This window comes from Mucilaginibacter xinganensis (assembly GCF_002257585.1).
Classification (GTDB): domain Bacteria; phylum Bacteroidota; class Bacteroidia; order Sphingobacteriales; family Sphingobacteriaceae; genus Mucilaginibacter; species Mucilaginibacter xinganensis.
Genome location: NZ_CP022743.1, coordinates 340,394 through 353,325 on the forward strand (window position 1 = coordinate 340,394; position 12,932 = coordinate 353,325).

General features: G+C 42.9%; 13 protein-coding genes. 2 read left to right on the forward strand and 11 right to left on the reverse strand.

Features of this window, described 5'->3' with window-relative positions; genetic code table 11:
- Positions 1–57: 57 nt before the first annotated feature.
- Positions 58–1,419, forward strand: a complete 1,362-nt coding sequence (locus MuYL_RS01580; RefSeq protein ID WP_094568858.1) for an MFS transporter — start codon at positions 58–60, stop codon at positions 1,417–1,419.
- A gap of 34 nt (positions 1,420–1,453) precedes the next feature.
- Here MuYL_RS01580 and MuYL_RS01585 read toward each other — a convergent pair whose 3' ends face one another.
- The 9 genes from MuYL_RS01585 to MuYL_RS01625 form a co-directional block, all read right to left on the reverse strand.
- Positions 1,454–2,692 carry an SAM-dependent methyltransferase gene (locus MuYL_RS01585; protein ID WP_170309715.1) on the reverse strand — a complete coding sequence of 413 codons (1,239 nt, stop codon included), beginning with the start codon at positions 2,690–2,692 and terminating at the stop codon, positions 1,454–1,456.
- Between the two features lie 83 nt (positions 2,693–2,775).
- Positions 2,776–3,570, reverse strand: coding sequence for a DUF1365 domain-containing protein (locus MuYL_RS01590; RefSeq protein ID WP_094568859.1), 795 nt, complete (start codon positions 3,568–3,570; stop codon positions 2,776–2,778).
- A gap of 58 nt (positions 3,571–3,628) precedes the next feature.
- On the reverse strand, positions 3,629–4,900 hold the full coding sequence (locus MuYL_RS01595; RefSeq protein WP_245845733.1) for an NAD(P)/FAD-dependent oxidoreductase: 1,272 nt from the start codon (positions 4,898–4,900) through the stop codon (positions 3,629–3,631).
- Positions 4,897–6,063 carry an alpha/beta hydrolase gene (locus tag MuYL_RS01600; protein WP_094568860.1) on the reverse strand — a complete coding sequence of 389 codons (1,167 nt, stop codon included), beginning with the start codon at positions 6,061–6,063 and terminating at the stop codon, positions 4,897–4,899. Before MuYL_RS01600 ends, MuYL_RS01595 begins: the two co-directional genes overlap by 4 nt.
- A 44-nt stretch (positions 6,064–6,107) precedes the next feature.
- Complete coding sequence (locus MuYL_RS01605) at positions 6,108–7,142, reverse strand: SAM-dependent methyltransferase (RefSeq protein WP_094568861.1); 1,035 nt, start codon at positions 7,140–7,142, stop codon at positions 6,108–6,110.
- A gap of 186 nt (positions 7,143–7,328) precedes the next feature.
- A complete protein-coding gene (locus MuYL_RS01610) occupies positions 7,329–8,120 on the reverse strand; it encodes a DUF1295 domain-containing protein (protein WP_094568862.1) in 792 nt (263 codons plus the stop codon).
- Positions 8,113–8,448, reverse strand: a complete 336-nt coding sequence (locus MuYL_RS01615; RefSeq protein WP_094568863.1) for a DUF1475 family protein — start codon at positions 8,446–8,448, stop codon at positions 8,113–8,115. The genes MuYL_RS01610 and MuYL_RS01615 overlap by 8 nt, the downstream gene beginning before the upstream one ends.
- Before the next feature lie 69 nt (positions 8,449–8,517).
- Positions 8,518–9,060 (reverse strand): peroxiredoxin, encoded by a 543-nt coding sequence (locus tag MuYL_RS01620; protein WP_094568864.1) that lies wholly within the window; start codon positions 9,058–9,060, stop codon positions 8,518–8,520.
- A 144-nt stretch (positions 9,061–9,204) separates the two neighbouring features.
- Positions 9,205–10,080, reverse strand: coding sequence for a TIM barrel protein (locus tag MuYL_RS01625; protein WP_094568865.1), 876 nt, complete (start codon positions 10,078–10,080; stop codon positions 9,205–9,207).
- A 302-nt stretch (positions 10,081–10,382) separates the two neighbouring features.
- Here MuYL_RS01625 and MuYL_RS01630 point away from each other — a divergent pair, with 302 nt between their 5' ends.
- Complete coding sequence (locus MuYL_RS01630) at positions 10,383–11,132, forward strand: carboxypeptidase-like regulatory domain-containing protein (protein ID WP_094568866.1); 750 nt, start codon at positions 10,383–10,385, stop codon at positions 11,130–11,132.
- A 16-nt stretch (positions 11,133–11,148) separates the two neighbouring features.
- Here the strand turns inward: MuYL_RS01630 and MuYL_RS01635 are convergent, their stop codons facing one another.
- Positions 11,149–11,643, reverse strand: coding sequence for a hypothetical protein (locus MuYL_RS01635; RefSeq protein ID WP_094568867.1), 495 nt, complete (start codon positions 11,641–11,643; stop codon positions 11,149–11,151).
- A gap of 62 nt (positions 11,644–11,705) precedes the next feature.
- A complete protein-coding gene (locus tag MuYL_RS01640) occupies positions 11,706–12,878 on the reverse strand; it encodes a THUMP domain-containing class I SAM-dependent RNA methyltransferase (protein WP_094568868.1) in 1,173 nt (390 codons plus the stop codon).
- Positions 12,879–12,932: the final 54 nt, after the last annotated feature.

Here is a 12,932-nt window from a genome sequence, read left to right on the forward strand (position 1 = left end):
GAAATAGTATTTAGGCATTCACTCAATATTTATGTTATTATTGTATTTAATTGATATATGCCGGGTGAAAAACTGCCTTTTTCTAAACAGCTAGCCTACGCCTGCGGGATGATTGGCTGGAGTATCATGACCAATATCATTATTGTGATGCTGCCCTATTTTTACCTGCCACCATCAAGCTCAGGACTTACTCCCTTTGTACCACAGCTTTTGCTATTCGGAGTGCTTAATATTATGTCGCTTATTGCAGCTTCGGGGCGACTTGTCGATGCTGTTTTTGATCCGTTTATTGCTTCTTTAAGTGATAAAAGCAATAACAAAAACGGGCGTCGCATTCCATTTATGAAATGGGCCATCTTACCTGCTATTCTTTTTTGTGCCCTTACCTTTTGCCCGCTGGTAAAAACAGAAAGTATTGATAATGCAATTTGGTTAACGTTTACACTCATCTTTTTTTTCATGAGTGTAACCACTTACATAATTCCTTACAATGCGCTGCTACCCGAACTTACCAGCACAGCCGCCGAAAAGGTTAAGCTGTCGTCTTTCCAACAGGTTGGGTTTGTTATTGGCATTATTATAAGCGCCCTGGTAAATAATTTTGCTGACCTTGTACAGTCCGGATTTCATGTAGCCAACCGCGACACGGCTGTTCAATATACCATATGGGGGCTTTGTGTTTTTGCGGGGTTAATAATGCTGGTGCCTGTTTTTGCTATTGATGAGAAAAAGTACTCTGAAAGCAAGCCCTCGCACCTGCCTATACTGCCTGCTATCCGCAAAACGTTTAGCCAGCCCAATTTTAAATACTACCTGATTTCTGACTTTTCGTTTTACATGGCGTTAAGCATCATATCAAGCGGGCTGTTATTCTTTATTACGGTATTACTCCCCTTGCCCGAATCAATGGGCGGTTTATTAATGGGGGTAATGGTGCTGGTATCGCTGGTCTTTTATCCTTTGATTAATTATTTGTCGAAAAAAATAGGGAAGAAACCTATTGTGTTGTTTTCATTTGCCCTGTTAAGCCTGATATTTGCGATGATCTACTTCCTGGGAAAACTGCCGCTATCACCAAAAGTACAGGTTTTTACCCTGGTGCTTTTAGCTGCTTTTCCGCTGGCTTCACTGGGGATTTTGCCAAATGCCATACTTGCCGAAATTGCCGAAAAAGATGCCATTGAAACAGGCGAGAACCGCGAGGGGATGTTTTTTGCGGTTAAATACCTGTTTGTAAAAATGGGGCAAACCCTGGGTATTGCCTTATTTGCTTTCCTTACTGTTTATGGAAAAGATCCGGGGCATGACTATGGCCTGCGCCTTAACGGCGTATGCGGCTTTGCCCTTTGCATGATCGCGTTTTTATTTTTTACACGCTTTAAGGAGAAGCCGGATAAAGAACCGGCGGGCGGAAAGTAAGCTGCAACACGTTTTAATTTACCCACGGCAACGTTTACCGGCTTGTATTATTAGGCCTTGCGTACACCAAATGCATTACATTTATGTTACGCATGGCAAATGCTGCTTCGCAATAGCACAGGTAATAATTCCATTTACGGATAAAAGTTTCATCAAAACCCAGTGCTTTTACTTTACCCAGGTTAGCGTTAAAGGCTTCGTACCACAACTTAAGGGTTTTTGCATAATCAAGGCCAATATCTTTCAGGTCAACCAGGGTAAGATCGCCGGTGCGGTTGATTGATTTGTTGATGGCTCCCACAGAGGGCAATAACGACCCTGGGAAAATATGCTTCTGGATCCAATCCACCCCTTTTCTAAGGCTCTCGAACCTTGAATCGGGCGAGGTAATCACCTGGATCGCCAAAATGCCGTTCTTCTTCAGCAATTCGTGGCATTTCTTGAAGTAAACGTCCATAAAATCATACCCGACCGCTTCCAGCATTTCAACAGATACAATCTTATCAAAAGTGCCGTCCATCAACCGGTAGTCTTTTAGCAGGATGTTTACTTTATGGCTTAATCCGGCGGCCTCAACACGTTCAACTGCAAGTTTGTGCTGCTCTTCAGAAATTGTTAACGAAGTTACTTTGCACCCGTAAGTTTTTGCCATATATATGGCATTGCCACCCCAGCCGCTGCCAATTTCAAGCACATGGTCGGCTGGCTTTAAATGAAGCTGGCGGCATAAACGGTCGTACTTGGCCAATTGGGCCTCTTCAAGGCTTAGCCCATCTTTATAGAAATATGCGCTGGAGTAAGTCATGGTAGGATCAAGAAAGCTGGCAAAAAAATCATTATTCAGATCATAATGTTCTGAAATGTTTTTGCGCGATCCTTCAACCGTATTGGCCCGTTTAAAATGCGAAAGCCTGTTATATAGTTTGAGCAGGTTGAGCGATAGCGCCTGTACCTTACTGCCGGAAACGCCGGGTGCATTATCAATGTTAAGCAACACCCAATTTATAACATGGGTAATATTATCAGTATCCCAAAGGCCCTCAACATAAGCTTCGCCGAAACCTATATCGCCAAATAAAATTATACGTTTATAAAACGCGTCATCATTAACCACAATGTTTGCGCTGATGTTCCCTTCTCCGTTGCCAATTATAATTTCTTCGCCACCGGGCAAGGTAAGGTATAAAGTTCCTTTATCCATTTTACACAGGAATTTTAAAACAAGGTCCTGGTAAAAGCCGCTTTTTTTAACGATTGAAATAGTATTAGCCATGGTTTAAAGTGTCTGCAAATTTGCTATTGTAATAATTACGTAAACTAATCGGTTAAAAGTTTTATTAAGGTACAAATTTGATGTCAATTATAAGGCCTGTACACTTCTTTTTGAAGATGCAGGTCATCATCTTTTTTATGATATGGAATTTTCTTTAACCATAGTTTCAACGCCTGCCAATGGATAAGCCCAATCACTTTTAGTGTAATAAGCGGGAAGCTTAAAAAGTATCGCAGCAAAGTTGAATCGGTCAGCGGCTTACGAACGCCGTTTAACGTACTGATAAAAAAGCGTTTTCCCTCTTTATCATAATCATCTATCCTCACCTGCAGCTTTTCGCCGGGAATCTGAAGGTTAAAATCAAAATTAGTATCCATTTCAATAAACGGCGAAACATAAAAATACTTTCCCGTATTCAATTGGAAACCCTCATCCTGTTTTGCTTCTGCGCCTAAAAAATACGGTTTCAGCTCCAAAAAGGTATTGCAAACCTCAACAACAGCGCACACCGGTTGGTTTTGCTCGTTATAACAAAAATAAAACGATACCGGGTTAAATTGGTAGCCCAGTGTACAAAGATTGGTTAAAACCATTATTCGGCCATTCCCAATGTCAACCCCATTGCTTTGCAGGTACGTTGTGAGGTGCTGCCTGGTATTTTTTGATTTATCCGGGTTTTCCCGGGGTAACTGCAGATGATCCTGATCCCTAAAGTTAAAAAGATTGAACCTGTTACGGCTCATAAATTTTAACCGTTTACTCAATACATCAATCTCATCCAAATCCAGGTAAAACATAAACACGTCATAGTGAAACCGGTGTGCTTTTGGCGCCAACCGGTTATGCATTACGCGGGCTTTATAGAGACAGGAATTCATGATGTAATTTACGGAAAAATATATATTTTGAGGTGTAGTTACCTATGTGGCTGACGTATTACTGATAAATTTTCTTCCCCAAAAGTTGCGAACAGAGCTGAACCGCGCTGGCAAATGCATCTTCATGAAAGCCATATTTAAAATAGCTGCCGCAAAAATATACCGGCCCATTTTCATTCAGCTGATGCAGTTCGGCCTGGGCATTTATTGCAGGCACGTCAAACAAGGGGTGGTCATAATCCAGCTCCCTGATTATTTTTTTTGGGTCGAGGCCATCATGCGGGTTGATAGAAACGAAATAATCCTTTTTTTCGGATACGCCCTGCAGTCTGTTCATCCAGTAAATGGTGGTGGGTGTAGGTTCCCCTTCCTGCATCTTAATGCTGTAGTTCCAGCTGCTCCATGCGAGTTTAGCTTTTGGCATTATGCTTTTATCGGTATGTAAAACGGCTTTATTATACTGGTATTTAAAATTGGCCAGCAGCCGCTGTTCAGCGGCGGTTGGCGTTTCCAGCATCCTCAATGCCTGGTCGCCATGTGCTGCAATAATCACCCTGTCAAAAGTTTTCTGCGAGCCGTCCGATGCGTGGATCGTGACTTTCCCATTCTCGCGTACCACTTTCAGGGCCTTGCGGTTTACTTTTATCTTATCTTTAAATGGCTTGATGAGGATCTCGCGGTATGACTGGCTCCCGTTTTGAAGGGTGTACCACTGGTGCTGGGTATCCAAACCTAAAAAACCATGGTTCAGGAAAAAACGGATCAGGGTCACCGCAGGGAAATCCAACATTTGTTTCATCGGGGTGGACCATACCGCCGAGCTCATGGGCACCAGGTATTTCCAAAGCATCTCTTCGCCAAACCCAAACTCCTTAATATATCTGCCTATCGAATAATCCGCATACTTCGGATCATCCAGAATCTTCATGCTTTCCTTATTAAACCGGCCAATCTGTTTCAGCATCTTAATATATTTCAGGTTGAATATATTTTTTCGCTGCGCAAATAAGTGGTTAACGCTCGATCCGCTATATTCCAGCCCGCTTGGCATGTGCTGCACACTGAACGACATATCCGTTTTCTTTATCGGCGCCTTTATTTCATCAAACAACTTGCATAAATTCGGGTAGGTTTCAAAGTTAAAAACCATAAACCCGGTGTCAACATACACAGGCTTTCCTTCTTCATCAACAGTTACGGTATTGGTATGGCCGCCAACGTAATCATTTTGCTCGTAAATGGTTAAGTCGGTACTTTTATGCAAAAAATGCCCGCATCCCATCCCGGCTATGCCTGTGCCTATTATCGCAGTTTTATGGGTATTCATCATTGAGTGACTATCATTTTTTCTTTTTTGTTCTCCTTTAATTGGGCTTGAGAACTTATGGCATTTAAAAAAGTCTCTACCGCGTAGGTTGACAATTGGCCGCCCGGGCCATTCAAATTATAATCAAAGCCATGGGTTGCCCATGGCAGCTTAAGCCAGTAATGCTCAATGCCGTTTTGCTGTAGTTTTAAATCAAGGCGGCGGCTATGTTCAGACGATACCAGCACATCATTTGTGCCGTGAATAATAAGGGTTGGCGGCGATTGTTTATCCACAAACTCCAATGGCGAACAGGCAACGTATTTTTGAGGCACCTTGCTGTAAGGGCCGCCAATATAATTATCCATAACTTTCCGCGAATCCATTATCAATGGGTTTGAAGGAATTGAATAGCCCCATACCATATCTGCCGGGCCATAAAAATCAATTACGCCTTTTATTGCCGGCTCCTTAAGGGTATAAGCTGCAAGCAAGGCTATTTGCGCACCCGCGGAGCGGCCCAGTAAAAAGAAACTATTCGTATCAATGTGCAGCGCGTCCGCGTTTTTTTTAAGGTAAATCATAGCGGCTTTAATGTCCTCAACAGGGGCCGGCGTTTGATATTTTGGCGCCATCCGGTAATTTATAGCCGCAACGTTATACCCCTTTTCGGCCAGGTAGCTGTTTAGTTCGGGCAATTGCTTGCTGTCGCCGCTGCTCCACGATCCGCCATGAACTACAATAACACACGGCTTTTTTTCACCTTTTGAAGACTGGTAATAATCCAGCGTGAGTGAGGTGTCCTCATATTTTACATAAGTGAATGCACGGGGCGGCAGATTTTTTTCGCTTTTAAAAAGGTTTAAAAAATTAAACGGTTTCGCCTGGCTTTGGGCCGTAGTATTAAAAGAGCCGGCTAAAGCTGGCCCAACATCCCTGGAAACCCAACATGCCCTAACCACCGGCGAAAGGAAGATAACCAGCGTTATCAACCCTAAAATAGTGCCCGGAAGCTGATATTTCTGCACCCAAAAGCCGCTTGCTGTTAGCAGTATTGCTATGCCGGCAAACAGCCACCAAAATTCTGTTACGCCAATGGCCAGCAGCCAAAGGTGATACTCGGGCGCCTTTAAAAAACAAAGCGTGGAGATAAGTAATAAAACCAGGATAAGATAAAAACGGATCATCTGTTTTGTTTGTGTGCTGAAGGTAGCAAAGCAATGCGCCGCTACTATATGTTTGTTTTATGAAATAAATAATGACTAACCAACCACTCGTTGCCGTTGTTGTAGTTCCAAAGTTCGGCACAGGCCATATAAAATATGCGCCAGTAAACCCACCATTTCACCGCCTGGCCTTTCCCGTAGGTATTTTTAAAAAGCGGGATTATCTCCGCTTTATGGCTGTCCATATTTTTTAACCAGGCCTCGGCTGTCCGGCCGTAATGAGTCCCGTTTACGTGCCAGTGTTTTTCAACAACCAGGTCGTCATTAAAATAAAACATCAGGTCATCGCTTGGCATAATGCCGCCGGTAAAAAAGTATTTGCTCATCCAATCCGTTTCATCCACCACTTCAAAAAGATAAGCGTATTCCTTATGGGTAAAAATATGGATGAACAACTTACCGGCCGGACTTAGGAAACCAGCTACCTTTTTCAGTAGCAAGGTATAGTTGCGCATGTGTTCAAACATCTCAACGGATACAACGCGGTCAAATTTTTCATCAATGTTAAAGTTATTCATGTCGGCTGTTATTACCGTTAAGTTGGCAATACCCCGCTGCCGGGCCTGCCCATCAATATGTAATTTTTGGGTGGATGAGTTTGAAACCACCTTAAAGGTACTTTTAGGAAATTTAGCCGCCATAAACAGCGATAATGAACCCCAGCCGCAGCCAAGTTCCAAAACGGCTTGACCGTTTTGCAGATCCGCGCGCTGGCAGGTAAGCGCCAGCATATCATCTTCAGCCTGGTCAAGTTCCGTAACGCCGGGCTTATAATAACAGCTTGAATATTTCAAGTTCTTCCCCAGGCAATATTGATAAAATTGGGTCGGCACCTCATAGTGCTGCTGGTTGGCATCGGCGGTATTAACCGCAATTGGCGAAGCTTTCAATTTATCTATCAAAGCCATTAAATGTGCCTGCTGTGCCTCTACATCTCCTTTGTTCTCGTCGTCCAGCCGCTGTTTTAGTAATTTACGGATTCCCTGCCTCAATAAAAAATCAGGGATGTTATTTTGTTCTATTAGTTTGTTATACCACATGCGATAGGGTTGGCCGTTGCCGGTGTTGTTTTAATATGATTATTCCGTTTAAGAGTGTTTACGTTTTTTGAATGCGGTTGGATTGTTAAATGTGAAATTTTTAGAGCCCTGGGGAATGGCCGTAAATCGCGGCCCGCCAGAAACACGGTAACATTTATTTCCCGGTGGGTGATTTCTCGCGGGTTCTTACTTTCTGAACCAGGGCACAAAAACGCTAACACGTTGCTGATATTTTTTAAATGCTTCGCCTTTAGTTCGTAACGATTGTTGCTCCGTCATAGGGATACCGGTTACTTTTAACAGCAGGTATAAAATTATTGCCGGGCTGATAATTGCGATGTAGCCATACGGCGATGCCAATGCAAACACGAAGTAGGACACCCACATCAGCCATTCAAAAAAATAGTTAGGATGCCTGGAGTACCCCCAAAGGCCGGTGTCACAAACCTTTCCCTTGTTTTTCGGGTCTTTTTTAAAGGCGGCCAGCTGCCTGTCGGCTGTAGCTTCTCCAATAACGCTTATTGCCCATAGAACGGCGCCTGCATATTCCAATGGCGATAGCTGTGGAGCAGTGTTTACCGCACTTATAAAAAACGGGATAGCCAGCAATACATTTGAGGCAGCCTGCATCTGGAAAAATCCAAACATTTTCTTTTCGGCAACGGCTCCCCATTCTTTACGGATTTGGGCATAGCGCGGCTCTTCCTCGTGCAGGTGTTTTACAATTCGCACTGCCAAATGTGTCCCCAAGCGCGCGCCTGCAATAATAACCATACCACAAATCAATAATTTTCGCGGTTCAAAGCCCGGTGCAAGCAACAGCAGGATAATTGCGATAACAGGGAAATTGTAAGACCAGAAAATATCAACCACCCCCGCATTTTTTATTTTGTATGACCAATACCATACACACGCCATAATAGCGCAACAGGCAATAAGGGAATAAACAATTAAGCTATATATCGAATTACTATCCATTTTGTTTACTGAAAAATTCCTTTAACCCCTCGTTCGGCTTAAGCCTGAAAAGCTGGATCAGCACATAAGCACAGCTGGCTATGCTTCCTAAAGCTACCAATAAAATAAGCCAGATGATGCTGAACACAACGCTATTTTCTTTATAACACACCCATAAAAATATAACGGTTACGTTGGCATAAAAATCCCAAAGCGTTGCGCGCATCCAGGGAATAGACCCTAAAAAGTCCCACTCCTTAAATAAATTGCTATGAATGCTGGTGTTAATTACCTGGAAACACATCCACAAGAATAATGCACCGAAAAATATTTTTAGAAATGTAATCATGGATTTTAGTTGATCAACCTGATGATTTTTGAAGTGTTTGCTTTACTCCTCTTCCAGGCTTTTCCTTTCCTATTTATTATGTGCTTTTATAAATGCAAGGGCATCGTCCGCATGTTTCTTTCCCTGCATCATAGCAGTGTAAGCAAACACCACTTTTCCATGCAGGTCAATTACAAACGTTTCGCGGCCCGTCATAAACATTTTGTCTTTCACACCAAATTTATGATAAACCTTATTATCCGGATCGCTCAATAAAGTAAAGGGCAGCTTGTAATGGTCGGCAAAGCTTTTGTGGCTGGCAACCGTTCCACCGTTTATTCCAATAACTTTGGCACCTGCCTTTGTAAAATCGTTGAAGCTATCCCTAAACTGGCAGGCCTCTTTGGTACAAACCATGCTTTCATCTTTCGGATAAAAATATATTACCAGGAAGTTTTTTCCAACGTAGTCGGCACTGTTAAACGCTTTTCCGTTTTGGTCTGTCAATGAAAACGCCGGCATGGCATCGCCTACGATCAGTTCTTTTTGTTGGGCCTGGGCTTTTGCGTTGTTCAGTGAAGCAACCGTAAATATAATGGCCAGGATAAAACCGGGTATTAATTTCTTTTTCATAATCTAATTACGATAAACAGGCTGGTTAGCGATTTACAATTTACAAATAATTATGCGTATTTAACAAGACCGCAATCATTACCCACAAAAAAACCGAGCCTTCAAACGAAGACCCGGCCTGAGTTGATCGATTATTAAGTTCTTTTAAACCAAGTTACCTTTAATGTAGGTAATGCTCTTGGTAATACTGTCAAATGGGTTGCCCGGGCAAATATCCTGTTCAACAAAGAAATATTTCATTCCTGCTTTTTTTGCATGTTTAAATATGTTCTTAAAGTTGATGGTTCCGTTACCAACTTCGGTAAACATTTGTTTAGGCGTGTTATCCATATCCTTAACGTGCCATAGCGGGAAACGGCCCGGGTGCTCATTGAATAAAGCAATCGGATCCTGTTTAGCCTTTGTTACCCAATAAAGGTCCAATTCCATTTTTACGAGATCTTTATCAGTGGTGCCCAGCAAGGTTTCGTACGGATATTTTCCGTCTTCCTGTATAAACTCAAAATCGTGGTTGTGGTAGCAAAGCTGGATGCCTGCTTTTTTACAGATCTCGCCCGCCGTATCTAAATCGCCGCCAATTTTTTTGTAATGATCAAGGTTTCCGCGCTCGGCAGGTGAAAGCCATGCACATACCATATATTTTACGCCCACAGCAGCAGCATCGTCAACCGCTTTTTGCCAGTCGTTTAATATGGTCCCCTTCATATCCTTGCCATCTTCGCCCAAACGATAGTGGCTGCTGGGCATAATCAGGCCGTTATTCTTTAGCAGGGTTGCAAATTTTTTCGAATCCATGCCGTAAAACTGTTCGCTTCCGGTATAGGTGGCGCCCTCAACAGAGGTAAAGCCAATTTGCGCGACTTTAGCCAAAGCAGCTACCGGATCAGCTCCCATAGCATCCCTAACGGTGTATAATTGCAGGCCGATGTATTTTTTGTCGTAAGCAAATAACTTTGGGGCCACTAACAACCCGGCAGAAAGCACAGCCGAAGTTTTAAGAAATGATCTCCTGGTACTCATTGGTTTTAAAATTGGTGGTTGTAAATATAGTGTATTATGAACACTAAACAAATATGTAACTAAATTGAAGCATTTATTTTAAGTGCTTTTTTTTGACGTTAAAAACCCCATTAAGTTTAATAGTCGCACGCCTTTTCGCTATTCACGGTTTTTATCCGCTGTTATTATACTAATATGGCCGGGTTGTTGTTTAGTGTTCGTGTAATTATTCATTTAGCTTTACCTGGTTAATTTGGTGCGGTGTTAATTTTTGTTAATAATATCCGTTACATTAATGGAAAGCTGTAGTTTTATACTTGCAAATGAAGTGGGGTTTATTTTTTTGTTTTTTATTTTTAACCGTCAGGTGCTTTTCGCAGGATAAAACGGTTGCCGGAATTGTATTTGACAAGGAAAGCAAAGACCGGATTGCAACCGTAAGTATCCATAACATTACTACCGGTGCGTCGGCATACGATAACTTAAAGGGCGAATTTAAGATAGTAGCCAAACCCGGCGACACACTGGTTTTTTCCAGGCTTGAGTATTTTCCGGATACGGTAAAAATCAGGAGCGGGGCAGAACTCGCGGTTTATATGAAAAGGTCGGCCATCCAGTTAAAAGAAGTTACCGTTCGTGACTCGGCTATTAGCCCTGAACAGCGCCTTGAACTGATGAAACGCGATTATCCGCAAATTTATGGCTCGCTGGCCTACAACGATTTCCTTACCAGCCCGTCCAGTGGGGGAGCCGGGTTAAGTATTGACGCGCTTTGGAATGCGCTCAGCCGAAGCGGAAGGAACGCAGAAAAACTAAGGGGCACAATAGAACGCGACTATGAACAAAATAGCATAGACTACCGCTTTAACCGCACTTACGTGGGTAAAATAACCGGGTTAAAAGACGAGAAGCTTACCGCATTTATGTTTAGATACCGGCCGGGATACTACACCACAAAAACAGCAAATGAGTATGAGTTTGTGGCCATGATCCGCGCCAACCTGCGCCGCTTTTTACGCAACCAGCGCAGCTATAACCTGCCGACCCTGGTCACGCCGCCGGTGGTTAATTAAGATTCGATATTATTTCTTACGGCGCAACATCATAATTGATGGTGATTGCCGGCAGCAGCGTAGCCAGGTCCAAAGGGATCTGGTTGCCTGGTAAAATAGGCCGTTTGTTACGATAGTTATCAAATGCGGCCTTTTTCAGTGCTGCATCCGGGGTTTCGGGTAAGTTATAACGGATATAAAACGGGATAATAAAATCATGCAGTTTTTCATGATTCGGGATCACCCATTTGTGGTTTGATTTTTTAAGGGCCTCAATTACCGGCGTAACCAACACAGCATCGTCGGCATAATAAACTATCGTCTTCTGGATGTTACCCTTCGCGTCAGCGCTGAATTTAAAGATAACCGCTCCTGTGGCCTTTTTTTGAATGATGTCTTGCGAAACCACCAGGCTGTCTTTAAAAAAACCCGTCATGGCGTCTTTGCCGCCCTGGAAAGGGAATGGAATATCCTGTGCAAAACAACCAACAGATATAAATAATGCTATTATTGCTAATGTAAATTTTTTCATCGTAGTAACTAATACGCAGAACAGCAATTCTTGTTTTACCATATCCCGCTTTAGTATTTTAATTATACTTCCTTGGGTTCTCTTTTGCTGCCGGTATAAAGCTCATACTCTAGTAGGCGGCAGTCAAGCTTACCATTATAAAACTCAATTTTGCGCGATGCCCGCAGGCCGATAACCTTAGCCAAATCAGGGTTACCGGTAAAAACGTACCCGCGGTAACCAAGGCAGTCCTTTTTCATAAAATCACCCATGCGCTTATAGGTAGCCTCCAGCTTGGTATGCACACCAAGGCGTTCTCCATATTCAGGGTTAAACATTATAATGCCCGGATCTTCCGGGATAGGCGTATCCGCAAAGTCACAAACACTAAAATCAATTAAATGATCTACCCCTGCTGTTTTTGCATTTTTTTGTGCGATGTCAACCGCATCTTCAGAGATGTCAGTAGCGATGATCCTGAAGCCGGTTTCCTTTTTTGCTTTATCCTTCAGTTTCCTGCGCTCGGTAAAAAACACCGTTTCGTCGTAACCCATTATGTGCATAAAGCCATAGTTCATGCGGAACAGGCCGGGGCATTTATCAGTGGCCAGCAGTGCGGCCTCAATGGCAAGTGTTCCTGATCCGCACATGGGGTTAATAAATGTACTTTTCCTGTCCCAATGCGTCGCCATAATAGTTGAGGTAGCCAGGGCTTCCAGCATAGGCGCTTTTCCGGGAATTTTGCGGTAGCTATGTTTGGCCAGCGTTTCGCCGGAAGTATCTAAAAATATGTCAGCCTCATTATCCTGCCAGTACAGGTGCACCACTGTTTTATTCGACTCGGCACCCGAGTTTGGCCTTAAGCCTTTTATTGATTTTATCCGGTCGGCAATGGCATCCTTAACCTTTACGTTAGCAAAAAGCGGGGTAAGTATGTGCTCGTTATTTACGTTGGAGGTTACTGAAAAGTAGCCTGAAAAATCTATTAGTTTTTCCCATTCAATTTGTACCAGCTCATCATAAAGCTGTTTGGGGTCTTCGGCATTAAAGCTCTTAATTAAATAGAGCACCTGGCTGGCACAACGCAAATTTAAATTAAGCGCAATACAGTCGGTAACGGTACCCAAAAGCTCAACGCCGGTTTGAAAAACGCGCGTTGGTTTAAACCCCAGGTCCTCAACCTCCTGCTGCAGGTAAGCGGAGAGCCTTTTATTACAGGTTATTATTATTTTATTTTCAGTGTGGAAAACTTGCATGATATTTTGCGAATTTATGAATTAAATACGCCCGATTTTACTTCTTATCTATTA